Here is a 24,317-nt window from a genome sequence, read left to right as displayed (position 1 = left end):
GTTCGCCCGGCAACCGGATCGAGACAGCCGAACGAGTCGGCTGTCGCTCACAACAATCACGAGGCACTTATGACCCGCGACATGGCCGCACCCCGTTATGGAAAACTGTCGATCACCTTGCACTGGCTGATGCTGGCGCTGTTCGTCGGCGTGTATGCCTGCGTTGAAATCAAAGGCTTCATGCCCCGAGGCAGCGAAGCGCGAGGCCTGTTAATGGGATTGCACGGGATTTTCGGCGCGAGCATTTTCGTCCTGGTGTGGGTGCGCCTGTTTGGCCGCCTGACGCCGCGTCCGCCGATCACCCCGAAACCGCCTGCCTGGCAGACGGCAATCGCGCACCTGATGCACCTGGCCCTGTATGGGCTGATGATCGCCACTCCGGTGCTGGCCTGGCTGATGCTCGCGGCCGGCGACAAACCGTTTCCGTACTTTGGCTTTCATGTGCCGGCGCCGGTGGCGGTCGATCCGGACCTGGCCAAGCAGATCAAGTACTGGCATGAACTGCTGGGCAGTGCGGGCTATTGGCTGATCGGCCTGCACGCCGCTGCCGGGCTGTTCCATAATTACTGGGTCGGTGACGATACCCTTGACCGGATGCTGGGCGGGCGCAATCGCTCCTGAGGCGCGGGAGCCTGCTCAGTCAGGCAGGTTCTCCGGCGCTACCACCCATACGCTGCACGGAATCTTGTACAGCAGGTGTTCTACCGTGCTGCCGACCAGCCGGCCTGCGCCACGATGGCCGACGCGGCCCATTACGATCATGTCGATGTCATACCCGCCTGCGTAACTGCAGAGCACCTTGGCCGGGTTGCCCATGACCATGTGCTGGCGCTCGTCCGGAATGCCATTGCGTTCGGCCAGTTCGCGGAACGCCTCGGCCTGGGCATCGAACAGGGACTTGGCGGCGCTGGAGGAGAAAAACGCCGAGGCATTGTCGAAGCCGAATTCGTCGGCGCTGATCGATGACAGATCATGGGCATACAGCACATCGAGTTCGGCATTGCACAGGCTGGCCAGTTTGGCGGCCTCGCGCAGGATCCGGTCGTTGAAGCCGGCGTACTGCCCGTCACGGTGGAACGGGTCCACGGCGGCCAGGATCTTGCGCGGCAGGGCATGCCCGACGTGGCTGACGAAATGCAGCGGCACCGGGCATTCGCGCAGCAGGTGAATATCCAGCGGGGTGAACATCAACCGTGACAGGAACGATTCCGGCTCCAGCGCCTTGATCAGCGCCGCCATGGGCTGTTCTTTGAGGTGAATGAGGATTTCCTGTAAGGGTCGTTCCACCCACACCACTTCCGTGGTGACGGTGACCCCGAGCTTGCGCATCGAATGCGCCCGTTCTTCGAGCCACTGACGATGACGCTCGATATAGCCGATTCGCATCTGTTCCAGTGCTTGCTCGTTGACCATGCTGGCGGTCGCCAGACCTTCCAGATAATCGAAAGCCACGATGTGCAGGGCCGCGCCCGCCGCCTTGGCCAGTGCCGCCGCACGATCGAAGGCAGGGTTGTTTTCCATCAGGGGTGAGGCGACCAGCATGTAACGCGGTTGTTCTGACATGACGACTCTCCTTGGGGCAGGAAGCGTTGAACCGATGGTTACAGGCTGCGCCCGGCGTGCGGTGGACGTTTGATCTTTGTCAAACAACCGGTGGTCGGCAGAACGCGGTCAGACGGGTGGTCAATCGTCGCGGATGTCGTCGATTGTTGATCATTATCAAGTGCCGGTCTGGCAGCCCGGCGCAGGCTGACCACGAGTCGAATCCTTCAGGAGAATGCTCATGGCCACCATGAAAGCTGCCATTTTTGTCGAAAAAAATCGCATCGTGCTGGATGACAAACCGATCCCGGAAGTTGGCCCGCTGGACGCTTTGATCCGGATAACCACCACGACAATTTGCGGTACGGATGTGCACATCCTGCGCGGCGAATACCCGGTGGCGCAGGGTTTGACGGTCGGTCACGAGCCGGTGGGGATCATCGAACGTCTGGGGTCGCAGGTGCGCGGGTTCACTGAAGGGCAGCGCGTGATTGCCGGCGCCATCACTCCCAGCGGGCAAAGTTATGCGTGCCTATGTGGCTGTGGTTCCCAGGACGGGCCGGACACTCGCCATGGTTTCCGGGCCATCGGCGGGTGGAAGTTCGGCAACACCATCGATGGCTGCCAGGCCGAATACGTACTGGTGCCCGATGCCTTGGCCAATCTTTGTCCGATTCCTGATGGCCTCAGTGATGAGCAGGTACTCATGTGTCCGGACATCATGTCCACCGGTTTTTCCGGTGCCGAACGGGGCGAGGTGAGCATCGGCGACAGCGTCGCTGTATTTGCCCTCGGCCCCATTGGTCTGTGTGCAGTCGCCGGTGCCCGGCTCAAAGGCGCCAGCACGATCATCGGTGTCGATGCGGTGGCCGAGCGCATGACAGTGGCACATCGACTGGGGGCAACCCATGTTGTCAATTTCCGGGACGGCTATGTGGTCGAGCAGATCATGGCCCTCACCGATGGGCGCGGTGTCGATGTCGCGATCGAGGCACTGGGCACACAAGGTACCTTTGAATCTGCGTTGCGCGTGCTGCGTCCGGGCGGCCGCTTGTCGAGCCTGGGCGTGTATTCGAGCGACCTGCGCATTCCGCTCGACGCCTTTGCGGCCGGGTTGGGCGATTACAGCATCGTCACCACCCTGTGCCCTGGCGGGAAGGAGCGTATGCGGCGTTTGATGGCGGTCGTGCAGAGCGGCATGGTTGACCTTTCACCGTTGGTGACCCACCGGTTCAAACTGGATGACATTGAAGCGGCCTACGATTTGTTTGCACACCAGCGTGACGGTGTGATGAAGGTGGCGATTACCCCGTGAAGGCGCATCCGGCCCGTCGGCACGCTCACTGCGGGTGACGATGGCAGCCGACGATCAACTGCTTGAGCCCCTCCATGTTCTGAATGGTGACGTCGCGGCCGGTAATCTCCACCAGTTTTTGGTCGCGCAGGTGGGCGATGCCGCGACAGATGGTTTCGAGACGCAGGCCCAGGTAGGAGCCGATTTCCTCACGACGCATCTTCAACACAAAGCTGCGCGACGAATAACCACGAGCGCTCAAGCGTTGCGACAGGTTCAACAGAAACGCTGCCAGGCGTTCATCCGAGCTCATGTTGCCCAGCATCATCAGCATGTCGTGATCGCGAACGATCTCCCGGCTGAGGATCCTGTTCAGGTTGTGCTGCAGTGACGGCAGCTCCCGGGCCAGTTTTTCCAGCTGGCCAAAAGGGATGGGGCAGACTTCGCTGTCCTCCAGCGCGACCGCGTCGCAGGTGTGCAGATCCGAACTGATGGCATCCAGACCGAGCATTTCACCGGCAATCTGGAACCCGGTGACTTGCTCGCGGCCATCGATCGACAGCACGCTGGTCTTGAATGACCCCAGCCGCACGGCATAGAGGGAACGCAAAGGATCACCGGCCCGGTAGAGTGCCGCGCCTTTTTTGACCTTCAGTCGCTGGGCGATCAGCGTGTCCAGACGCTCGATTTCTCCACCGTTCAAGCCGAGCGGTAGACACAGCTCCAGCACGCTGCACCGGGAGCACGCCGTTTTGAGGTATTGATCGCGATACGAGCGAGTTTCTGCCACCGCAAAGCCCTCACCATGAATTGTTGATCATAGTTCTCGGGACGCCATTGACACGGAAAAAGCCTTGTCGGCCGCCGTTAAACGACGAATGGATCCGAGTCAGTCAAAACGTCCTCGCGCATCAGAAACAAGTTGTGAGTGACTGGGGGCACATCACTGCGATCAAGTTGATAAAAATCAGTGAGCCAGAAGAATGCCTGCCGATACTTGAGCAGCAGAATTCCTGATCGTGATCAGGCTGAGAGGAAAATCCCCGCTCATGTCGCTCTTCAGGAAATCAGCTTTTCAATCATCCAGGTAAACGTTTCAGGGAGAGGCACGTGGTGCTCAAACTCAAACGCATTCTATTGATAGCCCCTGGCGAAATGACCCAGACCCCGGCTTTTGAACGCGCCTGTGCGCTGGCTCTTGCAAACGGAGCACTGTTGCATATCGTCGCGTTCGATTATGTCCCGGTGCTGGCAGCGGCCGGGCTGTTTGCACCCGAGGCAATGGCCCAGGCGCGGGAAGGGTATCTGCAAGTGCATCGGCACTGGCTGGAGCAGCAGGCCCGCTTCAAACGATGCATTGGCCTGAACGTGACCACTGAAGTGGTCTGGGCCAGATCGAACCTGGCGCACGTGCTTGAGTACGTGAAAGACTTTCATCCGGACCTGGTCATCAAGGATACCCATTACGTCCCTGCACTCGACCGGGCTTTCCATCGCCCGCTGGACTGGCGCTTGCTGCGCGAATGTCCGGCACACCTGCACCTGGTGACAAGCGCCGGGCATGCCAGGCCAATGAAAATTCTTGCGGCGGTCGATCTGTCGCATCTGGAAGAACTGACGCAAGGGTTGAACGACCGGATACTTGACCTTGCCTGCACGCTGGCGGCCGGTTGCGGCGCGGCGCTGCATCTGCTCAATGTCGGTTGCTGGGCGGTCATCGACGACGGGGCCATCAGCGTGCCGACAGGCAGCCTGGATGGCAGTCTGAAAGACGCCATCGAGGACGCCCAGCAAGAAGCTTTCGAAGCACTCGCTGAACGCTATGGCATCCAGAGTTCATGCAGACACTTGCTGACCGGCATCCCGCAAAAGGTCATCGGCCTGTTTGCCCGGCAGCACGCTTTCGACATGGTGGTGCTGGGCACGCTGTATCCCGACGGTACACACCGATTCATCGGCAGTACCGTCGAAAGCGTGTTGAACCAGGCTCCCTGCAGTCTGATGATCGTCAAACCGCCGCAGCCCTGCGAGTGAATGCGGGGTACTGCCGAGTTTGCACTGGATGAGAAACAACGGTGGTTGCGGCCGGAGGAGGTATTTCAATGATGTTATCGATCAACTCAAGTCACGGATCGATGCGGCCCACGTGTGGCCAGCGATTGCCGAAAAGGCGCCGGTCAATAAGCGTCCCGGGATCACGTATGCCGATGGTCCGATCCCTTTATGAGTGACGCACTGGGTCTGGCGGGGGCCGCCGCGGCGCTGGGTATCGGCATGCTGGTCGGTCTGGAGCGCGAGCGGCACAAAGGGCGCGGCGACAGCCGTGCCTGTGCCGGGTTGCGCACGTTCGCGATCACGGCGCTGCTGGGTTACGTCGCGATGCAAGTGGGCGGCGCACTGCTGTTGGGCATCGTGGGCGGCTGTCTGGCGGTGCTGATCAGCGTGGCTTACTGGCGCAGCCTGAGCAGTGATCCGGGGCTGACCAGCGAAGTGGCCTTGCTCACGGTGCTGACACTGGGCGCGCTATGCGGCACAGCGCCGGAATTGGCGATCGCCATTGGCGTGGTCATGGCGGGGCTGCTGGCTTACCGGCAGAAACTCCATCACTTCGCCCGCAGCCAGTTGAGCGAAGCGGAGATGCGCGATGGGTTGGTGCTGCTGATCGCAGCATTGGTGGTGTTGCCGCTGACGCCTGACCGGTTCATCGGTCCCTACTCGGCACTCAACCTGCGCACCCTTTGTACATTGACCGTGTTGCTGATGGCCGTCGGCGCCATCGGGCATATCGCCGTGCGCACGCTGGGTGTGCGCTATGGCTACGCGGTCAGCGCCATCGCGTCCGGTTTCGCCTCCAGCACCATGACGATTGCGGCGATGGGGCATATCGCCCGCAAAGACCCGGAGCACCTCAAGGTATTGAGTGCGGCGGCCCTGCTGTCGAACCTGGCCACGGCGGCGCAGGTCGCGCTGATCCTCGGCGCGGTCGACACTGCGCTGTTGCCGCACCTGTGGGGGCCATTGCTGGCCGGATTCGGCGTTACGCTGCTGTTCAGCCTGGGCCTGCTGTTCCCCAGGCCTGCGGTCGCTGCGCACCAGCCGATCAAGGTCGGCGGGGCATTCAATCTCAAGCTCGCGCTGGCGGTCACGTTGACCATGGCCGGCGTGACGTTTTTGTCTTCGCTGATGCTCGACCAATTTGGCGAGGCGGGCGTGATGCTGACTGCCGTACTCAGCGGATTCGCCGATGCTCATTCTTCCACGGCGTCGATTGCCACCCTCGCCAAGGGTGGACTGTTGGATTACGCCGCCATTGCGCCGCCCGTGCTGCTGGCGGTCAGCAGTAACGCATTGAGCAAATGCCTGGTGGCCTGGATCAGTGGCGGGCGCCGTTTTGCCGCGTATGTCATACCCGGTCAGATTCTGCTGACCGCTGCCATGTGGGCCGGTCTGCTGGTGGAACGAGCGACGATTTGACCGGACACTGACAAAAATCAAAGTGGTCGTCGGTAAAAGGGGCAGCCTGATACTCATTCCCTGCCATCGCTCAATGCCGAGGTGCACCATGTCACAGGAACCCCGCCTGCTGCTGATCGCTCCGCCCGCCATGCACCACACGCCGGCATTCGATCGTGCCTTGGCATTGGCGCAGGCGCTGCAAAGACCGCTGCATATCGTGGCATTCGATTATTTACAGGCGCTGGCCGTGGCCGGGCTGTTTGCCCCCGAGCAGGTGGCCGTGGCCCGTGACGCCTACCTGGAGAAGCATCGCCACTGGCTTGAAGAACAGGCAACACGGATGCGTGGACACGGGATCGTTGTCACGAGCGAAGTGGTCTGGGTTCAGGACCCTTACGCGGAGATTCTGCAATTCATCAATGAAATACCGCTGGTGATGATCATCAGGGATGCCCACGAAGAGTCGGTCCTGAAACGAGTGTTTTTTACCCCGCTGGACTGGCAACTGCTGCGCGATTGCCCGATCCCGGTACACCTCGTGACCAACGCCTTGAACCCTCATCCCCGGCATGTTCTGGCGATCATCGACGTACTGCGCAGCGAAGATCAGGATCTGGTGTTCAACGACCAGATTATCGATGCCGCATCAAAGCTGGCCGAGGTGTGCAATGCCCGGCTGCAGTTGTTGCACGTCTACGATTGGACCGCCGCCTATGCGCAAGACTTCGGGTTTGGTGCGTTGCCGCTGGCCACCGGTATCTACGAGGCACTGGGCACAGCACAGCATGAGGCGTTTGCCGCGATGGCCGAGCGTCATGGCGTGTCGAAGGCGTGTCGTCATTTCATCGAAGGTGTGCCGGTGCCGGCCATTTGCCGATTTGTCGAAGAGCAAAACGTCGACGTGATCGTGGCGGGGACGGTGCAGAACAAAGGGATGAGCAAACTCTTGGGCACCACGGCCGAACAGCTCTTGCACCGGGCACCGTGCAGTGTGTTGGCGATCAAGCCGGGCAGGGGGCTCTAGCGTCGGAGCACCGGCGATCGCCCGTACGGACGTTCGCCGGCGACAGAGGCTACAAGTACAGGCTGTGAATGACCTGGCGGGGATCGTCGGGGTCATTGTGCCGTTCGAATCCCAGCGCCCGCGCCAGATCGCGCATGGCAGCATTGCTGGCGGCATCGACCGAATACATCCGATGCATTCCATTCTTGCGCGCCGCGGTGATCAAGTGCTCCATCAACAAGGTCCCCAGCCCCAGATGCGTCCATTCATCGGCAACGGTAACGGCGCATTCGCACTCGTGTTCACCCGTGGCGGCATAGCGGCTTACGCCGATCTCGATCAATTGGCCGTTGTCGTGCACCAGCGCCACGTAGGCCAGGCGCAGGCGACTATAGGTATCCATCAATTGATCCAGCATCGTGCCCGACGGTTCGTTGATCTGCGCCAGAAAACGCATGTGTCGCGACTCGGGAGACAAGCGTTGGATGAACGCATACTCGCGTTCCCGATCCTTTTCCGAAAGGGGCCGGATCAGCACATGGCGACCGTCCCTGAGTGCTTCGATCCAGTGTTGCCCGGCGATCGAGGCATAGGCATTGGCGGCTCGTTCGTTGTGGTCTTTGACGGTGAGCATGAGGAGACCCTCCTTGCGGTTCTAAAGACGGGTGCGGGACACAACGCCCTGCAGTCGCTTTCTTTCTACGCCGCTCAATGGGCAGGAATCTGATCTGGGTCAGAGACCGGCGATGTTGAATGGTCCGAAGTTGATGTAAATCAACTGCGTGCCAGTGGCGCAGGCTCAGTCTCAAAGCCTGCGGTTGTCTTGCGGAGGTGTGTGATGGGGCAATATCAACGTTTGCTGCTGGTCGCCGACCAGACCCTGCATCAGACGCCCGCCATGCTGCGCGCGGTGGCGCTGGCCAAGGCGAGCGGGGCGGCGCTGGACGTTCGGGTCTTCGCTGAACCGGCACCCGTGGTTCGCCTGTGGGAGGACAAAATCGATGAGGTCGGGTATCAGCGCTATCTGCGCCACCACCGTCGCTGGGTAGCCGATCAGCTTGAGCAACTCTCGGAACAGGGACTGAAGGTGACGGTGAACGTGGTGTTCACCACCCACGCGCTGCTGGATATCCTGCGGGCTGTCGCAGACCTCAAACCTGATTTGCTGATCAAGGATGTGACGCTCGAACCCCTCCTGAAGCGGGTTTTCATAACGCCGCTGGATTGCCATTTGCTGCGCGAATGTCCGGTGCCCGTGCATCTGGTCAACGAGGTCCGTTACAGCCTGCCGCATCGGATCGTGGCGGCCGTGGATCCGTTCGATCCCGAGACCCAGATCAGCGGTCTGAATGACACCATCATTCAGACCGCCAACGCGCTCGCCGCGCAATGTGACGCGCCCATGCACCTGCTCTACGCCTATGACCTGTCACCGGCCTTCAATGGCGACGCGCCGCTGGTCGGTGCCGGATGGGGAGTGGATTTTGTCGAGGAGCTGCGGCAGTCCCTGCACCAGGCTTTCATCAACCTCGCCGATCGCTACGGGATCCCGCCCGAGCGACGCCATTTTGTGATGGGGTTGCCGGTGCCAGTCATCAGCGAGTTTGTCGAGCAATACCTGGCGGATGTGGTCGTGATGGGTACGATGCACCGCGCAGGTATTGACCGGTTGATGGGTAGCAATACCGAGCGGGCGCTGTATTCGGTACCCGGCAGCATCCTGGCGGTGGGGCCGGTCGTTCGAACCGAAGTGCAAAGTCCTGGATCTCACGAGAGGTCTCTATGAGCCAGTATCAACGGTTGTTGCTGATCATCAATCCGCTCCTGCGCGAGTCCGCTGCGATCAACCATGCCGCGGCGCTGGCAAAGGCCAGTGGCGCGCGCTTGCACATATTGGCGCTGATTCCATCGCTCGACGGTTTGTCACTGCTTGAAACAGGCAACCGGTCACAGGCACGCGAAGCATTTCTTGAGGAACACCGGCAGACGCTGGAAGCCCGGGCGGTCAATCTGCGCGGCAGGCGGATCGAGGTGACCACCGAAGTGGAATGGGCCGCTGATGTGGAGCAGCGCATCCTTGATCATGTCAAAGCGTATGGGCCCGATCTGCTGATCAAGGAAATCGAACAGGTGTCGGCCCTCAGGCGCGCGTTTTACACGCCGCTGGACTGGCAATTGCTGCGCGATTGTCCGGTACCTGTGTATCTGGTGGGCGGAAGCGGCTATGTATTGCCTCGTAAAGTGCTGGCGGCGGTCGAGGTGTCGGATATCGAGTCCGCCGACAACTCGTTGAACGAGCAGATCATCCGGCAGGCCAGTGCCCTGGCCATTCAGTGCGACGCCGAGTTGCACTTGCTCTATGCCTGCGATATTTCCGCCGCGTACCTGGCGGACATGGGAGGATCGCCCTTGACCGAGCTGACTCGGTCACTGCGCGAGGACCTGCAAAAATCGTTTCTTCGACTGGCCGGGCATTTCGGTGTGGCCTCCAGTCAGCGCCACTTCGTTGAAGGCCGGCCAGTCACTGTGCTGAGCGAGTTCGCCGACGAGCAGCATGTCGATGTCATCGTGATGGGAAGAGTTCGCAACCGGGGCTTGAGCAAATGGTTGGGCAGTACCACCGAGCACATTCTTTACCAGGTACCTTGCTGCGTTCTGGCGGTTTGACGAGCGTTGCCAAGCTCTCGGCAGGCGAGATGCTTTCCGTTGGTCAAACAGCGTATTGACATATCGAGTAATCTCGATATTCTCGCCGCATGGACCTGATCGAAGTATTCAAAGCACTCTCAAACCCGGTACGGCTTGAAATCCTGAAAGGCTTGAAAGACCCCGTAAAGAACTTCCCCCCGCAGGACGAGGGCGACGTTCACACGGTGGGCGTGTGTGTGAGCAGTATTCAAGAGGGCATCGGACTCTCGCAGTCAACGGTGTCCGGTTATCTTGCAACGCTGCAGCGTGTGGGCCTGGTTGAAGTCAGGCGCATCGGTCAGTGGACCTACTACAAGCGCAATGAAGCCAACATCAGCGCCTTGGCCGAGGTTATAGGGAAAGAGCTGTAAAAAAATTTACCGCATGATATCGAGATATCTCGATATCCCTTATTGTCGATACGAGGATTCACCATGAAAGCGATGCTGCTTGAATCATTTGGCAACTCTGAATCGTTCCAACTCTGCGACATACCCAAGCCCGTGCCGGAAGCGGGGCAGGTGCTGGTCCGGGTACACGCCACCTCGATCAATCCATTGGATTATCAAGTCCGACGCGGCGACTATCAGGATCTGGTGCAACTGCCGGCCATCACCGGACATGACGTCTCCGGCGTAGTCGAGGCGGTTGGCCCCGGCGTGACGGCTTTCGCGCCGGGCGACGACGTCTGGTACACGCCGCAAATCTTCGACGGCCCCGGCAGCTATGCCGACTACCACGTGGCGTCCGCCAGCATCATCGGCAAAAAGCCTTCCTCGCTGAGCCACCTCGAAGCTGCCAGCTTGAGCCTGGTCGGTGGGACAGCATGGGAAGCCTTGATCGTGCGGGCAGCGCTCAGAGTGGGGGAGAGCATCTTGATCCATGGTGGCGCAGGCGGCGTCGGACACGTCGCCATCCAGCTCGCCAAAGCGATGGGCGCCAAAGTGTTCACGACCGCGCGTGAAGCAAATGCCGAGTTCGTCCGCCGCATGGGCGCCGATGTGATCATCGACTACGAAAAGGACGACTACGTCGACGCCATCCTGCGGGAAACCAATGGCCTCGGAGTGGACGTGGTGTTCGACACCATCGGCGGCGACACCCTGTCGCGCAGCCCCGACGCACTCGCGCAACTTGGCCGCGTGGTCTCGATCGTCGACATCGCCCGGCCACAAAACCTCGTTCAGGCGTGGGGCAAGAACGCGAGCTATCACTTCGTTTTCACCCGCCAGAACCGCGGCAAGCTCGATGAATTGAGTGCCCTGGTGGAACGCGGTCAACTGCGGCCACATGTTGGCGCGGTGTATTCGCTTGCGGAGATTTCGCTGGCCCATGCGCGGTTGGAAAGTCCTAATAATGGTCTTCAAGGGAAGATCGCGATTGCGGTTGTGCCGGCGCCTCGTTCGGGTTCTGTGGGGGATGCGTCATGATTTATGAGGTCGCTTTGTTGCCTGTTCACGCAGAAGGCATTGATGAGTTCAGACGTGCATTTGCCGAGGTTGCACCTTTACTCCGCCGCGCGAACGGGTACGGCGGGCACATGCTTGCGCAGGGGATTGAAACGCCGGAGCGGTTCAACTTGATCGTGCGGTGGGAGTCGCTTGAGGCTCATACGGATTTTGAGGCAGGTGAAGATCACAGGGTCTTTATGCTGGGGCTGGAGGGGTATTTTTCGGAGGAGCCGCAGGTTTATCACATTGAGGGGGCGGCTTTTACGGCTGGCCAAGGTGATGGGGCGCTTTGGCCCGGAAACTGAAACATGCTTTTGTGACGAGCGAGCCGGACTCGGTGACAGTCCGGCTTTTGTCCGCAGTTAAACGCTAGGTGCATTGGTTTGTTTAAATCAGCCATGCAGCCACACCCGGATGCCCACAGCGCCTTGCGCCATGCCCTACACCTAAGACAGAATCCGCCGGCTTGTGCGTCTGGACCCCCGACCGTAACTTGATTCCCGTCACTGCCCATCAGTGATCGGGTCTGCAAGCCCGCCGGAAAACCAGTCGCACAGCCTGCTAACAGGGCGCTCGTTTGCGTCCGCTCAATGGCGGCTTTGTGCGGGAGACCCTCGGGTCTGCCGGGTGCCTGGTTTCCCGGTCTTGCAGACCCGCACATGGCTGCCACCCATCATCTGCAAGTGATGCTGGTAGCTCCTATTGAAAATCAGGAGTTTCACCATGATCAAACCCACACCGAATCCCCCGGAAACCGATCCGGTTTCACCCTACAAATTCCCCGACTCCCGAACCCTGAACGAGGCAGCCGAACGCGCGCTCGACCATTACCTCACTCCCCAGCAACGGGTTATGGGGAGTCATCACAAACACGATCCGATGTATATGGCCAATCCGGCGTACGACACTGAATCCCTGCTCGCCAACGCCAGTGAATCTCTCGGTTCGGCCAGCGAAATGCTCAACAACTTTGCGGCCACGCTGGAGCCCTCTCACCGTAAGACTGCGATAGGGATTTCGCAGATTGTGATGCTCGGGGAATTGGCGGTAAATCAGGCGTTGGATAACGTCGAACCGAAGACTTAAGGCTGTACTTCAGTAAAAAGGGAGCAGATTCATTACCTGAATCTGCTCCCTTTTTTGTTTGTTTGAGCTCAGCCGTTTGCGTTTGCTCTCTTTTCCGCCGTCACGATGCAAGCCTTGTAGAAATTGGAATGGAAATCGCTGATCGCTTTCTGCTGCAAGCTCTCGCTTGAGTATTGAGGAATCTCGTACGCCTCGCGGATCAACGACTTGAACACTTCACCCACATACTCGTTCTGCTTACCTGCCGCTTCGGCCAATTCCCACACCGAATCCATGGGTACGCCTTGCTGCCTGGTTTTCATGACCTGTTTGGCCGAGTTTTCTATTCGTTGGCATTCTTCGAGCTCTTCCTGCGGCACAGGAGAGGCGAGAGCGGAAAGGCTGATGGTGAAGGTTATCGCGGCGGCTGCAAGAGATTGTTTGTGCACGAGGTTTCGTCCCTGGTTTTGAGGCTGAACCTTATCATTCGGGGCGTGGCGCCACCATTGCACACAGGGTGATAGACAGGAAAAGAACCCGGCGCGTTGCCCGAGTCTTGAGCTTTCGAAAAAATCTCTCCCCTCACTCCATCAGCTTGTCAATAGCACAGTTGAGCGACTGTGCAGCCGGTAGCGCGGTGGTAGGCTTTTTACGAGCGCCCGATCTGTTCAGATTATTGATTAAGGCAGGTCAGGCCAATGCACAAGCCGCATGTCAGATAACTGAAAGGATTCGAAAATGAAAAAGTCCATCACTGCTCTGGCCGTATCCGCAACGCTCGCTTTCACCGCCACCGTTGCGAATGCTTCCGTACATCCGACCACCCTTAAGGCTCCTCAAACTGTCAATCAAGTAACAGCTTCTATTGGCACGCCTTTCGGTACCCAACAAACAGCGGGCGAAATCCATATGGCCAGTCTGGCCAGAAGTTGCTCCGATGATCGATATTCCTGGTGGGAATACAGCGGTTGGGAAATCGTCGGCTGTCTCGTAAGCGGCCAGTGGTAACTGTTCAGATAGGCCTGGTGCGTGACTTGCGTGGCGAGTGCGCACCAGCGCTTGTTGTGAGGTTGGCTGTGAGTCAGGCGCTGGATTACTTGTATCTCAAGGCATAAACCCAATTCTGCGGTGAGAAGAGGAGCCGTTCTTCTCCGCATGAAGCCAAGCGCTGGCACTGGGCCACGGCTTGCGCCACCCCGCATCGACTGTCACCCTTCGGCCCGTTCTCAAGGATCAGAACGAGGAATCAAGGATTGAGTGGCTACATTCCCAACCCGCCTAAAAACTATCGCAACAAAGGAACCGACCCCGTCGACATTCATGCCCAGCGTTGGGCTGAATACGAGAAACACGGGAAGGAACCGGCATCGGCACGTGAAAAAATCGGCATTGCCCTGCGGATCGGAGTGTTCTTCGATGGGACGGGGAATAATGCCAATAATGCTGCGGCGGGGTTACTTTGCGGTGCCCATCATCCCATTGCTGCTCAAGACATTGATGCCAGTTGCAAGCCGTTCATGAAAGATCCGGACAGCAGCTACGGCAATGACACCAGCAATGTGCAGAAACTGAGTGACTTGATATTACGCACCTCAGAAAGCCGAAGGAGAGGGGGCGCAGAAGCAAGCCTTTCGCATGGTGTATGTCGAGGGGATCGGTACTCGCTCAGGCATGGAGGACAGCACGCTTGGGGCCGGCACTGGTCGAGGTGAGACGGGGGTTGCCGGTCGTGTTCAGCTTTCGTTTTCAGAGATCAAACTGCGTATCGAAGGGGTACTGGCTAGCCATCCTGAGAGCGAAATTACTTCTCTGACATTCGATACGTTCGGTTTCAGTCGTGGAGCTGCTGCCGCTCGGCATTTTGCCAATGAAATTGCACGCGGAAAGCAGGGCCCTCTTGGGGATGTGATGCGCAGTAATGCGAGAGGATTCAGTTCTACTTTCAATGATCAATACAAAAGCAGCATCAACATGGGCTTCATTGGTCTGTTCGACACCGTACCCTCGATTGCTGGATGGTCGAATTTGGGCAATATCAAAAGCCCTGTTGCCACTGGCATCAGGTTGTACTTGGATCGTCGTTATTTCAGCGATGTCGTCCAACTGACTGCGCGCGATGAATGTCGGGCGAATTTCGCTTTGAGTCGCGTCAAGCCCGATCATTTAGAAATCGTTTTACCGGGAGTTCATTCCGACCTTGGGGGTGGTTACCTCGAAGAAGCACAAGAGAATGTACTCGTCAGTCCAATGCAAAGCTTGGACGTGTCGCAGAATACTGATGTTGTGACAACCTCGATTTATCGTGATGCAGAGATAGTGAAGGATCAGTTGCTTGCCAAAGGTTGGCCTGCGGAAATGCTGGAGATTGTCACGCCAGCTGCGTTGCCCTTGCCTCATGCGTTACAAGATCGGCTCAGTCCACGCCTAAAGCGCGTGTACGTCGCCGTCCAACTAAAACGTCCGGTGAGTGGCATGCTCTCCCGGGTGTACCTGCGCTTGATGCACCAATTGGCGAAAGAGAAGGGCGTTCGCTTTAAAGACATCCCGGATACACCTGAGCTGGCTGTTCCTTCAGAGCTTCAACCATTGTGTGATCGGTACTTGGCAGGCGACTACAGCGCTACTCCGCAAGAAGAAAAGCTGTTGAAACTGAAGTACATTCACACGTCCGCAAACTGGAACCATCCCCTTGGCCGCAGAGATGGCAGCGGAATGAGAGCGGTCTACATCAATGCTCCTACCGCAGACTCAATTCGCGTACAACATCCTCACGTACCTGACTGGACGCTCTGGTAATGAAATTACTTGTCACCCTGTTTTGCGCGTTGTTCATGGCGGGCTGCCAGTCTGCTGACCCGCTATCAGGTAAAAACGACCCCAAATCCGAATGGTGGGAATTGGCATTCATCGAACCTGATTACATGCAGGTTTGGGTGGAGGACAGTTCTGTGCAGGACGTTACCGGCAAGGTCTACTTCAAGGCCAATGGCGGCTCCGCAGCCGGTGGTGAACCTGAGGACGGCACCGAGTCGGCTCGCGGCTGGTCCATCGTGGACGGCAGCGGAAAACGAGTGGTGGGTGCCGATCTTCCCGTGCGGATATATGTTCGATGGCAGTCAATCGTTGAAAAGAAAACCTGGCAAGCCTGGGTGGATATTCCAGAACACGCCAGACAATTGATGGTGGAATCCACCAGCAAACGTTGCCCGCAAACACCTGAACGAGAGGCGCGGTTTATGGCGTCGGTTTACTTGGGGCTGGCGCCCGGAGGGGTGGTGCAGGCTTGGGTTAAAGACGCGTGTCACAAGGCGATCAAGGTCGCTCGGGCGCAAGCAGAGATCGAACCGTTAGGGCCTAGTCAGGGGAAGAATGAAGGACGTTACGCTTATCCGGTAAGTGAAAAGTCCAAGCGCTACATCGAGAAATTTGGCATTCCGTATGGCAGTTGGTAATTCTTGAAAATGGAGGCGAGTCGGAAAAATACAGGGTGGGTCTTTTGATAAATAGATGCGTCCCCATTTTTATTTTTTGAAATGATCCTTCTATAGTGATCGAATACTGGATGCCACTTTGAAGATAATAAAAGCTACTCGCTTTGATGACGTCGACCACGACCTCGGGTATGAGTATCGTGGTTATAACTACGAAATACAGAGCGAAGAGGATTTGTTTCTGATCAGGATTTACGATGACGAACCCGGACAGGCAGCGGTAGTGCGTCCGACGTCGATGTCTAAAAACAAAAAGCTAAGAACGTTAGTCGAGCTTTTACAGTCCGAGCTGGGCGTGTCCAAGGTCTCGCTTTACAAGGGGGATATAGGTTCTTACGCCGAGATCAATCTTGACAGTTTGACCTTCCTTCCCGCCTGAAGCCGGCTGTGAAGGGGTGCCAAGCGTGTTTAGATACTTTTGGTCAAAATCAGTCAGAAAGTAAAGTCGTAAATTTTTGATCGGTTGCGAAGAGTTGAAAGCGTCGAGTTGGATTAGTCGGAATGACGCATAGGTGTGAAGTTTTATCTCTTGTTGAACATTTCATACACCCATTTAGCCAGCTCCTCTGGTGATGTTGTCTCTTTTCTCAACACTTCATAACCGCGATCTCGCGCAACGATAGCCAGTTTTCCTGAGTCGGAAATTTCAACATACGGCCCGCCAAACTCATCGATTTCAGTGGTAAGGGGGAAGCTGCTGTACGGATTTCTCCGTTCAATCGCATATTTAAAAAAGCAATCGACTATTTGTTTAAGCTTCATGGCCAGGTCCTTGGATTTTTTTGTTGGCTAGTCCACGTACGAGAGCAACGTCAGAGAGAATCTTTCAGTCCGTCAAAAATCGATGTCAACCGCTGTACTCCCCAACCGCTCCCCATTTACCACCACATGCACCGCATGCACCCCCGCATAATGCTTCCGCGTAGTGAAATCCTTGATCACCTGCCGCCGGGTCACAACCTCACTCCCAAACTCCGCCAACACCAACGTCTTCAATTTGAAAACCTTGGCCGAAGTCCCGCCATTCGCCTTCACATAGTCAATCGCATAATCAATCACCAACCGCTGTTCAACTGGCACCAACGATCGCACCGTAAACGACAAGGTAATCGTCTCCCCAAGCCGCACAACCGCCGGCTCCACCTTCACATCCAGCAACTCAACCTCAGCCTTCGCCCCAGCGCCTATAACCGTAAGCGCCCGAGAATTCCCCTGTTTGATCAAACTCCGCAACGCATGTTTGGCAATCCACGCCGTGTGCCTGTTGTCCAGCGACCACCCCTCAACCGTATCCAGCACCCACTCCGGATGCTCTTTCGTCACGTCATTCAAATGATTCGCCACGGACTTGCGCACGTACAAACTTTCATCGGCCTTCAACCGATCAAGTATCCCGGCAGCCAACAGCGGATCAGCCTGCACTGGTTCCAGTCGAAACGACCACGGCAGGCGCGGACGGCTGCCTTCGCTTGCTAGTCTTCGGACGTGGTGGTTTTCGTCTCGCGCCCAGTCGTGCATCAACTCCAGCGAGCGTTCCAGGTCGCTGCGCAGGAAGTGGCGGATGGCGAATTCGGAGGAGCCGAAGGTGGTGAAGTACTTCAGGGCTTCCATCGAAGTGTCGAACGCGTGCGCGCCGTAGCTCGCGACGTAGTGCGGCAGGCACATGCTGACGAAGCCGCTGTTCAGGCGTGGGGCGAGTTCGCGTAGTACGGCGAGGGAATCTTCGTAGTCCAGCGGCAGTACGTGGTGCAGGCTTTCGCTGACGCGGGCCATGCGTTGCATGACGGAGAGGTCGGCCAGGCCGTCGTTGGCGTGCTTGAGAAAGGCCTTGGCCTTGAACGCCGGGTACACGGCGCTCATTTCAGTGGCGATGTGTTGCAGGCGTTCGGCGTTGAAGATTTCCTTCAGGGCCGGGGCGCCGGTTTCGGTTGTGCTCATGGTCAGGTCATCGGGGTGCTGATGAACGCCTGGGTGCTTTCGGCGTACGCGGTGTATTGGGCGATGCGCGGGAAGCGGTCCGCGTCGATCTGGTCGGGGACGACGAGGCCGGTGAAGCTCCAGGCGACGGCCAGGGTGATACCGTCCTGCTGGAGAGAGCCGTCGGTGGGCAGCGGGTGTTTTTCGAGTTCGTGTTCGAGGGCGGTGAAGGCGGCGGCGAGTTGGCCTTCGACGCGCTCGACCCACGGCTGGTATTGAATGTCGGCCGGGCGCAGGTTGCGTTCGTAGTAGAGCTGCACGGCTTTTTCGCAGGCGGCAAGACCCAGGCCGATCAGGCGCAGGGCTTTGACCCGTTGCGATAAGTCGGACGGCAGCAGGGTTTTGCCGGACAGGGCTTCGAGGTAGTCGAGGATCAGCGTCGAGTCGATCAGCACTTCGCCATCGTCAAGGACCAGGGTCGGCGCCTTGACCACCGGGTTGATCTGCTGGAAGCGCTCGAAGTGACGGAACACCGAGATCGGATCGTGTTCCAGTTCGATGCCCAGGCACTTGGCGGAGATCGCCACGCGGCGCACGTAAGGGGAGTCCAGCATGCCGATCAGTTTCATGACGCGTTCCTTCAAGTCGAACCGGGGAGGGCATAACGTAGCTGAGGTAGGGGGGATTTGTCAGTCTTTGCGAGGGGGTGGGTTTTGCGGTGAAAGACCGTAACGAATTGCGACAAAGCGCCGCTCGTCCGACGTTTGTCTTCTATATACAGCCGCTCGACTGAATTTCTTGCTATAAACGCACTCCGATGAGCGCTGTGAAGCCTGTGTCAGAGCAGTTTCCGGGCCTTGTCGGACAAATTCCCGGTATTTACAGTTGCTGAGGCCTCAAACGAGCCTTAGACTGCCGCCCCTTCGTAAATTGAGTGCCGGGTGGCGTTTGCAATAAACGATGCCTTTCCGATGAACGCAGACGGTTCGCCGGAACGCTCCCTAATTCGCCTTAATGCACGTTTTTTATAGAGATATCAATGACAAAGGACAAGTTGCTGGCCATGCCGGCAGATGACTACATGAATGCCGAGCAACAAGCTTTCTTTCAAGAGCTGTTGCAGAACATGAAAGTCGAAACCCATGAGCGCATTGAGCAGAACCGTATTGCCATCGAAAGCCTGGACACCCCGGCTGACCCGGCGGACGCCGCATCGGTGGAAGAAGAGCGCACCTGGCTGGTAAACGCGATCGATCGCGACCAGCGCATGCTGCCGCAACTCGAGCAGGCCCTTGAGCGTATCAAGGAAGACAGCTTCGGCTGGTGCGACGACAGCGGCGAGCCTATCGGCCTGAAACGCCTGCTGATCAGCCCGACCACCAAGTACTGCATCGAAGCTCAAGAGCGGCACGAGCAGATCGACAAGCACCAGCGTCAGGCCTGATTCCTGAGGCGACCCCTTCAATACGGGTCGTCGCGAAAAGATCGCAGCCTTTTGCAGCTCCATCGGGAACTGCAAAAGGCTGCGATCTTTGCTTTTTCTCGTCTGCCGGAAAGCTCCCGCACAATTCCATTGACCTGCCACAGACCCACGACTAACGGACCATGGATAATGGCGTTGTAGTGGCGTTTAATGCAGCCACAACAATGAGAACAAGCGTGGGGTAACGAAATGACGAGAGATGGATCTCTGGTTGCGGCTCTGCCTGCACCAGTTGTTTTGCCGAAGAATCGCTGGCTGACGCCGACCCTGCAAAGCATCGCCCTGATGCTGTTGCTGGCCGGGATGAGCCTGGGCGAATGGCCCTTGTACGTCAGCATGCCGCTGGCGGTGCTGATCGTCTGGCTGCCGCGCCTGCGTTCTCGGGCGGTCCCCGATGCTCAACCGGTCGACAGCAGCAGCGCGATGTCCGAGCTGACTCGCGACCTTTCCTACACCACCAGCCATAACGCGCTGTCAGCCGCTGGCGTGGCGTTTTCCGTCAAGGAGCTGGCCGGCAAGTTGCAATCGCAACTCGACGCCGCCGCGCAGATCGTCAATAACGCTGAAGTCATGATCGCCACTGAACAGGCCACTTCGCAGCTCAGCCGTGAAGCCTTGGGCGCAGCCAGCGAAGCCCATCACAGCAGCGCGGCGGGGCGCACCGAACTGGTGGACTCGATTTCGCGTATGCATCAGCTCAGCCAGCGCGCCAATGCCAGCCGTGAACTGATCGAAGCCTTGAGTCAGCGCAGTGATGACATTCAGCGCGTGACGCTGGTGATTCAGTCCATCGCCAGCCAGACCAACCTTCTTGCATTGAACGCCGCGATTGAAGCAGCTCGGGCCGGCGAGCACGGTCGTGGATTTGCAGTGGTGGCGGACGAAGTGCGCGGCCTGGCGGCTCGTACCGCGACGGCCACCGGTGAGGTGGGGGAAATGGTCGCCGACATTCAGCAACGCACGGCGCAGGTGGTGGAGCAGATCCGCCAGCTCTCCGACGATTTACACACGGGTGTCGAGCAGGTTGAGCACACCGGTCAGCACCTGGAAAACATCGCACGACTGGCGGCCGGGGTCGAAAGCCAGGTGGGCGAAATCGCCAGGGGCGCGGAAACCAATCGCGAACAGCTCGACAGTCTGTTCGCTGCCATCGAGCAGATGCGCAGCGATCTGGCTATCAGCGACCAGCAGACACGTCGTCTGGCCGACGCGGCCGTACAGATGGAAGGGCAGGCGGAAACCATCAGCGAACGCCTGGCCGAAGTCGGGCTGGATGACTATCACCAACGCATCTACGACCTTGCCCGTGAAGGAGCCAGTCAGATTGCCGTGCGGTTCGAAGCCGATGTCGAGCAAGGTCGTATCAGCCTTGAAGACCTCTTCGACCGCCAGTATCAGCCGATTCCGGACACCCAGCCGGCCAAGTTCCAGACCCGTTTCGACCGCTACACCGATCAGGTGCTGCCGGCCATTCAGGAGCCGTTACTGCCGCGTCACGAAGGTCTGGTGTTCGCCATCGCCTGCACACAGCACGGTTATGTGCCGACGCACAATCAGGCGTTCAGCCGGCCGCTGACCGGAGATGTGCAGGTCGATACCGTCAACAATCGCACCAAACGCAAATTCGCCGACCGTACCGGGATTCGCTGCGGCAGCCATCAGCAACCCGTGCTGTTGCAGACCTACACCCGCGATACCGGCGAGCTCATGCACGACCTGTCGGTGCCGATCATGGTCAAGGGCCGGCACTGGGGAGGGTTGCGTCTGGGCTACAAACCGGAGAGTCCGCGCTGAGGCATTGTTGCCGGAATTGCAATTAAGCTGTGCAGCACCGTCGCTGTTTCCTCTTTATCCAAATCATTAACATGCCTGCATAGTTAGGTTGCTAATGAATTTTGGAGGTCAGCATGCAATGCAGAGTCGATGTCGCGGTGATGATCGGCAGCGGTGTACCCGCCGGTCTGCGTGCGATGGGGCAAAGTGTCTGCTGGGTGGTATTGCTCAATGGCGAGCAGCGCGGCACGGCTTTCGCCAGTCGCGATGAAGCCGAGGAGTGCAGGGCTGCCTGGCTCGCGCAATTGGGGGCGAGATCCGGAGACAGCCTGCACTGACCGAAATCATTTGCCCCGGTGCAGGCGCACATTCAGCTCGTCGACCATTACCGCTTCCTCGCCATCGGCACGCAGCCATTCCTTGAGCAACTGCGCCTGTTGCGGGCTCCAGAATTCTGCGTCAATCAGTTTCGTATCGGGTTCCAGCGGATGGGCTTCGATGAAGTCGTCAATCGCCGTTTCCTCCGAAGGCAGCCCTAATTGGTCGAACAGGGTTGTCAGGTTGTACGCAGGCAGTTCCATGGTGTGCTCCTTGAAGGTTGGCGGGTCGATCACTCTCTTTATCTGAGGGGCTCGCTGGCCAGGAGTTCGATTCTTGATTCCAGTGAACGGGCGAGGGCGCAGGCGGCGTTGTGATTCTCCCGGAAACCTCTGACAAGCCCCGTCGACTTTTCCCTGATATGGAAAAAGCCATTGCCCGCCGGGATCACCTGAAACAGCGGTTCGTGAGTGCAAGACTCGATTGTGGAAACGGTCTCGAAGGTGGGAGTGTTCAAGGCAAAGGCTGGTTCGTGAGTCACGGCAAAATGCGTCAAAGTGCACATGTGAAGTCCTTTTCATGGATTGGCCCGCATTTACAGGGTGTTGCGGGTAGTCGCGAACAGCATCGCTGCTCTAGAATCGCCAACACCTGTTGACGGCATGGCGCTATCTAAAGCAATTTTTTGCGTGCGATATGTCGGAAAAGTGCTTTTCTTGGTGAGTTTTTTCCCTAAAGTTCGTAGTCAGTTTTCTCTGGCCAGCCGTGATGCGTTTTTCTTCAACATTTGGAGAACGTCTTTGCGGGTTTCGCGAGGGGCATTCCAGTAGTCTTGTGCAACTTGCGTTGAATAAGCACTTCGTTCGCTCAGGCGTACATTCGAGTCATCGCGCAACACCTTCGGCCAGGCCGATTTTTTCTGCCGTGCGCGCTTTTCGCTTACGGCACTCTTTTCAAGTGTGGGGATGTTTCTTTGGCAGTCAGTAACCTCGATATGCATGCTTTGTTCGTGCTGGGTGATTTGCGGGCAAAGCTGGTCAAGCAGTTTCAATCGCGTTTTGTTTACATCACCGAGCAAAACGCCGAAGGCATTTACGTTGCCGAGATCGACACCGAAAGCGCATTGGTGGTCGATGACAAACCTGGCCTCAAGCTCAAGGTCGGCGATCATTTCAGCGCGTCGGTGCTGCCGAGCCGTGAAGGCGGCAAGATGGACATCCGCTTTCGCGAAATCAAAATGACCGTGTACGGTCTGGGCGATTATGCGTTTGTCACCACGGCCGACGGCCATGCCATCGTGTTCAAGGAAGGCCACAGCGCGTTCACCGTGTTCGCCGCCAACGAGCAGTTACAGGAAGGCCTGACCAAGACCCTGAAAGCCGTCACCGCCAAAGCCGCCAAGTGGCGCAAGGGCGAACTGGTGACCTTCAAGGCCAGCGAGTGAGTCGCGCCGATTTCCATTTGCAGAACCTCGACAGTGCCCGCGAAGAAGCACGTCGGTTGTTCGTTGCAAAGGCCGAACTGAAGGGCGCTTGGCTGGGTTGGGTCGCTTCGCAAATCTACGCCTTGCAGCCTGCGGAATACGCCAGCATGGTCAGACGCGAGCTGAAGAGCCTGCAGGAAATGTCTGAAAAGTAGCCTTGTCCGTGTCATGCCCCTGAAAAAGCAGGAACCTCGTCTACAGTCAGTTGACTGAGTATTCAGAGGCTTGCGGTCTTCTGTCAGGCCATCCTGCTATTGCTGTGAACGGCACGAGGTGCAAAAGCATGAACGGATTTCGACGGTTGCTTGCCGCCGGGTTGACCACATTCGGTTTGATGACGGTGATGCCTGCGGTGAGCGCGGCGCAGGCGCCGATCCACTTCGCCGATCTGAACTGGGAAAGCGGCAGCCTGATTACCGATGTCCTGCGGATCATTGTCGAGAAGGGCTATGGGCTTCCGACCGATACTTTGCCGGGCACCACCATCACGCTGGAGACCGCATTGGCCAACAATGACATACAGGTCATCGGCGAAGAATGGGCCGGGCGCAGTCCGGTGTGGGTCAAGGCCGAGGCCGAAGGCAAGGTCGCCAGCCTGGGTGACACGGTCAAAGGCGCCACCGAGGGCTGGTGGGTGCCGGAATACGTGATCAAGGGCGACCCGGCCAAGGGCATCAAGCCACTGGCGCCGGACCTGCGCAGCGTCAGCGATCTGAAGAAGTACAAGGATGTGTTCAAGGACCCGGAATCCCCGAGCAAGGGCCGGTTCCTCAACAGCCCGATCGGCTGGACGTCGGAGGTGGTGAACAAGCAGAAGCTTACGGCCTATGGCTTGCAGGATGACTTCACCAATTTCCGCAGCGGCTCCGGTGCGGCGCTCGATGCCGAGATCAGTTCATCGATCCGTCGGGGCAAACCGGTGCTGTTCTATTACTGGTCGCCGACACCGTTGCTCGGCAAGTTCAAGCTGATCCAGCTGGAAGAGCCGCCGTTTGATGCCGAGGCGTGGAAGACCCTGACCGACGCCGATAATCCCAATCCGAAACCGACCCGTTCACTCGCCTCGAAGCTGTCGATCGGGGTGTCCACGCCGTTCCAGAAACAGTATCCGCAGATTGCCGAGTTCTTCAGCAAGGTCGATTTTCCGATTGATGACCTGAACAAGGCGCTGGCAGAGATGAGTGAAAAACATACGCCACCTCGGGATGCGGCGACAGCGTTCATGAAGGCGCATCCGGATGTGTGGCAGGCGTGGTTGCCGAAGGATGTGGCAGATAAGGTTTCAGCTGATTTGAAATAGAGGTCGTACCGATGGGCCTCATCGCGGGCAAGCCCGGTCCCACAGGTTTTTCG

The 24,317-nt window shown here is 58.1% G+C and carries 30 protein-coding genes and 1 pseudogene; 21 read left to right on the top strand and 10 right to left on the bottom strand.

Features of this window, described 5'->3' with window-relative positions; genetic code table 11:
* Nucleotides 1–69: 69 nt before the first annotated feature.
* Nucleotides 70–621 carry a cytochrome b gene (locus QLG12_RS11970; RefSeq protein ID WP_282474573.1) on the top strand — a complete coding sequence of 184 codons (552 nt, stop codon included), beginning with the start codon at nucleotides 70–72 and terminating at the stop codon, nucleotides 619–621.
* 15 nt (nucleotides 622–636) lie between these two features.
* Here the strand turns inward: QLG12_RS11970 and QLG12_RS11965 are convergent, their stop codons facing one another.
* On the bottom strand, nucleotides 637–1,563 hold the full coding sequence (locus QLG12_RS11965) for a universal stress protein (RefSeq protein ID WP_197867680.1): 927 nt from the start codon (nucleotides 1,561–1,563) through the stop codon (nucleotides 637–639).
* A 220-nt stretch (nucleotides 1,564–1,783) separates the two neighbouring features.
* Between QLG12_RS11965 and QLG12_RS11960 the strand changes: the two genes are divergently transcribed.
* On the top strand, nucleotides 1,784–2,857 hold the full coding sequence (locus QLG12_RS11960) for an NAD(P)-dependent alcohol dehydrogenase (protein WP_282474572.1): 1,074 nt from the start codon (nucleotides 1,784–1,786) through the stop codon (nucleotides 2,855–2,857).
* A 25-nt stretch (nucleotides 2,858–2,882) separates the two neighbouring features.
* Here the strand turns inward: QLG12_RS11960 and fnr are convergent, their stop codons facing one another.
* Nucleotides 2,883–3,626: a fumarate/nitrate reduction transcriptional regulator Fnr gene (fnr, locus tag QLG12_RS11955; protein ID WP_282474571.1), complete on the bottom strand. Its 744-nt coding sequence runs from the start codon at nucleotides 3,624–3,626 to the stop codon at nucleotides 2,883–2,885.
* A 323-nt stretch (nucleotides 3,627–3,949) separates the two neighbouring features.
* On the opposite strand from fnr, the gene QLG12_RS11950 reads away from it, so the two are divergent.
* The 3 genes from QLG12_RS11950 to QLG12_RS11940 all read left to right on the top strand — a co-directional run bounded on the left by QLG12_RS11950 (nucleotide 3,950) and on the right by QLG12_RS11940 (nucleotide 7,316).
* A complete protein-coding gene (locus QLG12_RS11950; protein WP_197867682.1) occupies nucleotides 3,950–4,870 on the top strand; it encodes a universal stress protein in 921 nt (306 codons plus the stop codon).
* 189 nt (nucleotides 4,871–5,059) lie between these two features.
* On the top strand, nucleotides 5,060–6,310 hold the full coding sequence (locus QLG12_RS11945; RefSeq protein WP_282474570.1) for a DUF4010 domain-containing protein: 1,251 nt from the start codon (nucleotides 5,060–5,062) through the stop codon (nucleotides 6,308–6,310).
* An 88-nt stretch (nucleotides 6,311–6,398) separates the two neighbouring features.
* Nucleotides 6,399–7,316 (top strand): universal stress protein, encoded by a 918-nt coding sequence (locus tag QLG12_RS11940; protein WP_197867684.1) that lies wholly within the window; start codon nucleotides 6,399–6,401, stop codon nucleotides 7,314–7,316.
* Nucleotides 7,317–7,365: 49 nt separating this feature from the next.
* Here the strand turns inward: QLG12_RS11940 and QLG12_RS11935 are convergent, their stop codons facing one another.
* Nucleotides 7,366–7,929, bottom strand: a complete 564-nt coding sequence (locus QLG12_RS11935; RefSeq protein WP_282474569.1) for a GNAT family N-acetyltransferase — start codon at nucleotides 7,927–7,929, stop codon at nucleotides 7,366–7,368.
* 204 nt (nucleotides 7,930–8,133) lie between these two features.
* On the opposite strand from QLG12_RS11935, the gene QLG12_RS11930 reads away from it, so the two are divergent.
* The 6 genes from QLG12_RS11930 (at nucleotide 8,134) to QLG12_RS11905 (ending at nucleotide 12,520) form a co-directional block, all read left to right on the top strand.
* On the top strand, nucleotides 8,134–9,081 hold the full coding sequence (locus QLG12_RS11930) for a universal stress protein (RefSeq protein WP_197867686.1): 948 nt from the start codon (nucleotides 8,134–8,136) through the stop codon (nucleotides 9,079–9,081).
* Nucleotides 9,078–9,962, top strand: a complete 885-nt coding sequence (locus tag QLG12_RS11925) for a universal stress protein (RefSeq protein WP_236195060.1) — start codon at nucleotides 9,078–9,080, stop codon at nucleotides 9,960–9,962. Before QLG12_RS11930 ends, QLG12_RS11925 begins: the two co-directional genes overlap by 4 nt.
* 89 nt (nucleotides 9,963–10,051) lie before the next feature.
* On the top strand, nucleotides 10,052–10,354 hold the full coding sequence (locus tag QLG12_RS11920) for a metalloregulator ArsR/SmtB family transcription factor (RefSeq protein ID WP_007950555.1): 303 nt from the start codon (nucleotides 10,052–10,054) through the stop codon (nucleotides 10,352–10,354).
* Nucleotides 10,355–10,417: 63 nt separating this feature from the next.
* A complete protein-coding gene (locus QLG12_RS11915; protein ID WP_282474568.1) occupies nucleotides 10,418–11,413 on the top strand; it encodes a zinc-dependent alcohol dehydrogenase family protein in 996 nt (331 codons plus the stop codon).
* Entirely contained in the window at nucleotides 11,410–11,739 is a 330-nt protein-coding gene (locus QLG12_RS11910; RefSeq protein ID WP_197867689.1) for an antibiotic biosynthesis monooxygenase, read from the top strand. The genes QLG12_RS11915 and QLG12_RS11910 overlap by 4 nt, the downstream gene beginning before the upstream one ends.
* A gap of 418 nt (nucleotides 11,740–12,157) precedes the next feature.
* A complete protein-coding gene (locus QLG12_RS11905) occupies nucleotides 12,158–12,520 on the top strand; it encodes a DUF6124 family protein (RefSeq protein WP_282474567.1) in 363 nt (120 codons plus the stop codon).
* A gap of 68 nt (nucleotides 12,521–12,588) precedes the next feature.
* On the opposite strand, the gene QLG12_RS11900 is transcribed toward QLG12_RS11905, so the two are convergent.
* Nucleotides 12,589–12,948, bottom strand: coding sequence for a hypothetical protein (locus QLG12_RS11900; protein ID WP_197867691.1), 360 nt, complete (start codon nucleotides 12,946–12,948; stop codon nucleotides 12,589–12,591).
* Nucleotides 12,949–13,237: 289 nt separating this feature from the next.
* Here QLG12_RS11900 and QLG12_RS11895 point away from each other — a divergent pair, with 289 nt between their 5' ends.
* From QLG12_RS11895 to QLG12_RS11880, 4 genes and pseudogenes are all read left to right on the top strand, one after another.
* Nucleotides 13,238–13,507 carry a hypothetical protein gene (locus QLG12_RS11895; protein WP_064379459.1) on the top strand — a complete coding sequence of 90 codons (270 nt, stop codon included), beginning with the start codon at nucleotides 13,238–13,240 and terminating at the stop codon, nucleotides 13,505–13,507.
* Nucleotides 13,508–13,752: 245 nt separating this feature from the next.
* Nucleotides 13,753–15,295: pseudogene (locus tag QLG12_RS11890) on the top strand (DUF2235 domain-containing protein).
* Entirely contained in the window at nucleotides 15,295–15,951 is a 657-nt protein-coding gene (locus QLG12_RS11885) for a DUF2931 family protein (protein ID WP_197867693.1), read from the top strand. The pseudogene QLG12_RS11890 and the gene QLG12_RS11885 overlap by 1 nt, the downstream one beginning before the upstream one ends.
* A gap of 118 nt (nucleotides 15,952–16,069) precedes the next feature.
* Nucleotides 16,070–16,369, top strand: coding sequence for a hypothetical protein (locus QLG12_RS11880; protein ID WP_282474566.1), 300 nt, complete (start codon nucleotides 16,070–16,072; stop codon nucleotides 16,367–16,369).
* Between the two features lie 143 nt (nucleotides 16,370–16,512).
* Here QLG12_RS11880 and QLG12_RS11875 read toward each other — a convergent pair whose 3' ends face one another.
* The 3 genes from QLG12_RS11875 to QLG12_RS11865 form a co-directional block, all read right to left on the bottom strand.
* The gene (locus QLG12_RS11875) at nucleotides 16,513–16,752 is read right to left on the bottom strand and encodes a hypothetical protein (protein WP_011334704.1); all 240 of its coding nucleotides are present in this window, start codon (nucleotides 16,750–16,752) and stop codon (nucleotides 16,513–16,515) included.
* A gap of 72 nt (nucleotides 16,753–16,824) precedes the next feature.
* Nucleotides 16,825–17,928, bottom strand: coding sequence for a DNA alkylation repair protein (locus tag QLG12_RS11870; RefSeq protein ID WP_282474565.1), 1,104 nt, complete (start codon nucleotides 17,926–17,928; stop codon nucleotides 16,825–16,827).
* A 2-nt stretch (nucleotides 17,929–17,930) separates the two neighbouring features.
* Nucleotides 17,931–18,536: a glutathione S-transferase gene (locus QLG12_RS11865; protein WP_282474564.1), complete on the bottom strand. Its 606-nt coding sequence runs from the start codon at nucleotides 18,534–18,536 to the stop codon at nucleotides 17,931–17,933.
* 410 nt (nucleotides 18,537–18,946) lie between these two features.
* On the opposite strand from QLG12_RS11865, the gene QLG12_RS11860 reads away from it, so the two are divergent.
* From QLG12_RS11860 to QLG12_RS11850, 3 genes are all read left to right on the top strand, one after another.
* Nucleotides 18,947–19,351, top strand: coding sequence for a TraR/DksA C4-type zinc finger protein (locus tag QLG12_RS11860; RefSeq protein ID WP_011334700.1), 405 nt, complete (start codon nucleotides 18,947–18,949; stop codon nucleotides 19,349–19,351).
* A gap of 228 nt (nucleotides 19,352–19,579) precedes the next feature.
* Complete coding sequence (locus tag QLG12_RS11855; protein WP_282474563.1) at nucleotides 19,580–21,184, top strand: methyl-accepting chemotaxis protein; 1,605 nt, start codon at nucleotides 19,580–19,582, stop codon at nucleotides 21,182–21,184.
* Between the two features lie 113 nt (nucleotides 21,185–21,297).
* Nucleotides 21,298–21,501 (top strand): hypothetical protein, encoded by a 204-nt coding sequence (locus QLG12_RS11850; protein WP_108562462.1) that lies wholly within the window; start codon nucleotides 21,298–21,300, stop codon nucleotides 21,499–21,501.
* A gap of 6 nt (nucleotides 21,502–21,507) precedes the next feature.
* On the opposite strand, the gene QLG12_RS11845 is transcribed toward QLG12_RS11850, so the two are convergent.
* The 3 genes from QLG12_RS11845 to QLG12_RS11835 form a co-directional block, all read right to left on the bottom strand.
* On the bottom strand, nucleotides 21,508–21,744 hold the full coding sequence (locus QLG12_RS11845; RefSeq protein WP_064379447.1) for a DUF2789 family protein: 237 nt from the start codon (nucleotides 21,742–21,744) through the stop codon (nucleotides 21,508–21,510).
* A gap of 38 nt (nucleotides 21,745–21,782) precedes the next feature.
* On the bottom strand, nucleotides 21,783–22,046 hold the full coding sequence (locus QLG12_RS11840; RefSeq protein WP_064379445.1) for a hypothetical protein: 264 nt from the start codon (nucleotides 22,044–22,046) through the stop codon (nucleotides 21,783–21,785).
* Between the two features lie 180 nt (nucleotides 22,047–22,226).
* Nucleotides 22,227–22,481, bottom strand: coding sequence for a hypothetical protein (locus tag QLG12_RS11835; RefSeq protein WP_197867697.1), 255 nt, complete (start codon nucleotides 22,479–22,481; stop codon nucleotides 22,227–22,229).
* Here QLG12_RS11835 and QLG12_RS11830 point away from each other — a divergent pair.
* The 3 genes from QLG12_RS11830 to QLG12_RS11820 all read left to right on the top strand — a co-directional run bounded on the left by QLG12_RS11830 (nucleotide 22,455) and on the right by QLG12_RS11820 (nucleotide 24,264).
* Nucleotides 22,455–22,925: a hypothetical protein gene (locus QLG12_RS11830; protein ID WP_084776909.1), complete on the top strand. Its 471-nt coding sequence runs from the start codon at nucleotides 22,455–22,457 to the stop codon at nucleotides 22,923–22,925. The genes QLG12_RS11835 and QLG12_RS11830 overlap by 27 nt on opposite strands.
* Nucleotides 22,922–23,119, top strand: coding sequence for a hypothetical protein (locus QLG12_RS11825; protein WP_011334693.1), 198 nt, complete (start codon nucleotides 22,922–22,924; stop codon nucleotides 23,117–23,119). The genes QLG12_RS11830 and QLG12_RS11825 overlap by 4 nt, the downstream gene beginning before the upstream one ends.
* 128 nt (nucleotides 23,120–23,247) lie before the next feature.
* A complete protein-coding gene (locus QLG12_RS11820) occupies nucleotides 23,248–24,264 on the top strand; it encodes an ABC transporter substrate-binding protein (RefSeq protein ID WP_197867698.1) in 1,017 nt (338 codons plus the stop codon).
* Nucleotides 24,265–24,317: the final 53 nt, after the last annotated feature.

This window comes from Pseudomonas sp. V88_4 (genome assembly GCF_029967985.1).
GTDB lineage: Bacteria > Pseudomonadota > Gammaproteobacteria > Pseudomonadales > Pseudomonadaceae > Aquipseudomonas > Aquipseudomonas glycinae.
The sequence above is the reverse complement of the archived record's forward strand: the minus strand, read 5'-3'. Positions and strand labels throughout refer to the sequence as shown.

What these genes read in the sequence shown, in the direction of transcription:
- QLG12_RS11855 (WP_282474563.1), top strand. Translation starts at nt 19,580, where the DNA reads ATGACGAGAGATGGATCTCTGGTTGCGGCTCTGCCTGCACCAGTTGTT.
- QLG12_RS11845 (WP_064379447.1), bottom strand. Translation starts at nt 21,744, where the DNA reads ATGGAACTGCCTGCGTACAACCTGACAACCCTGTTCGACCAATTAGGG.
- QLG12_RS11910 (WP_197867689.1), top strand. Translation starts at nt 11,410, where the DNA reads ATGATTTATGAGGTCGCTTTGTTGCCTGTTCACGCAGAAGGCATTGAT.
- QLG12_RS11915 (WP_282474568.1), top strand. Translation starts at nt 10,418, where the DNA reads ATGAAAGCGATGCTGCTTGAATCATTTGGCAACTCTGAATCGTTCCAA.
- QLG12_RS11850 (WP_108562462.1), top strand. Translation starts at nt 21,298, where the DNA reads ATGCAATGCAGAGTCGATGTCGCGGTGATGATCGGCAGCGGTGTACCC.
- QLG12_RS11920 (WP_007950555.1), top strand. Translation starts at nt 10,052, where the DNA reads ATGGACCTGATCGAAGTATTCAAAGCACTCTCAAACCCGGTACGGCTT.
- QLG12_RS11865 (WP_282474564.1), bottom strand. Translation starts at nt 18,536, where the DNA reads ATGAAACTGATCGGCATGCTGGACTCCCCTTACGTGCGCCGCGTGGCG.
- QLG12_RS11885 (WP_197867693.1), top strand. Translation starts at nt 15,295, where the DNA reads ATGAAATTACTTGTCACCCTGTTTTGCGCGTTGTTCATGGCGGGCTGC.
- QLG12_RS11875 (WP_011334704.1), bottom strand. Translation starts at nt 16,752, where the DNA reads ATGAAGCTTAAACAAATAGTCGATTGCTTTTTTAAATATGCGATTGAA.
- QLG12_RS11840 (WP_064379445.1), bottom strand. Translation starts at nt 22,046, where the DNA reads ATGTGCACTTTGACGCATTTTGCCGTGACTCACGAACCAGCCTTTGCC.
- QLG12_RS11935 (WP_282474569.1), bottom strand. Translation starts at nt 7,929, where the DNA reads ATGCTCACCGTCAAAGACCACAACGAACGAGCCGCCAATGCCTATGCC.
- QLG12_RS11960 (WP_282474572.1), top strand. Translation starts at nt 1,784, where the DNA reads ATGGCCACCATGAAAGCTGCCATTTTTGTCGAAAAAAATCGCATCGTG.
- QLG12_RS11940 (WP_197867684.1), top strand. Translation starts at nt 6,399, where the DNA reads ATGTCACAGGAACCCCGCCTGCTGCTGATCGCTCCGCCCGCCATGCAC.
- QLG12_RS11870 (WP_282474565.1), bottom strand. Translation starts at nt 17,928, where the DNA reads ATGAGCACAACCGAAACCGGCGCCCCGGCCCTGAAGGAAATCTTCAAC.
- QLG12_RS11965 (WP_197867680.1), bottom strand. Translation starts at nt 1,563, where the DNA reads ATGTCAGAACAACCGCGTTACATGCTGGTCGCCTCACCCCTGATGGAA.
- QLG12_RS11860 (WP_011334700.1), top strand. Translation starts at nt 18,947, where the DNA reads ATGACAAAGGACAAGTTGCTGGCCATGCCGGCAGATGACTACATGAAT.
- QLG12_RS11930 (WP_197867686.1), top strand. Translation starts at nt 8,134, where the DNA reads ATGGGGCAATATCAACGTTTGCTGCTGGTCGCCGACCAGACCCTGCAT.
- QLG12_RS11895 (WP_064379459.1), top strand. Translation starts at nt 13,238, where the DNA reads ATGAAAAAGTCCATCACTGCTCTGGCCGTATCCGCAACGCTCGCTTTC.
- QLG12_RS11820 (WP_197867698.1), top strand. Translation starts at nt 23,248, where the DNA reads ATGAACGGATTTCGACGGTTGCTTGCCGCCGGGTTGACCACATTCGGT.
- QLG12_RS11925 (WP_236195060.1), top strand. Translation starts at nt 9,078, where the DNA reads ATGAGCCAGTATCAACGGTTGTTGCTGATCATCAATCCGCTCCTGCGC.
- QLG12_RS11835 (WP_197867697.1), bottom strand. Translation starts at nt 22,481, where the DNA reads ATGCATATCGAGGTTACTGACTGCCAAAGAAACATCCCCACACTTGAA.
- QLG12_RS11970 (WP_282474573.1), top strand. Translation starts at nt 70, where the DNA reads ATGACCCGCGACATGGCCGCACCCCGTTATGGAAAACTGTCGATCACC.
- QLG12_RS11945 (WP_282474570.1), top strand. Translation starts at nt 5,060, where the DNA reads ATGAGTGACGCACTGGGTCTGGCGGGGGCCGCCGCGGCGCTGGGTATC.
- QLG12_RS11905 (WP_282474567.1), top strand. Translation starts at nt 12,158, where the DNA reads ATGATCAAACCCACACCGAATCCCCCGGAAACCGATCCGGTTTCACCC.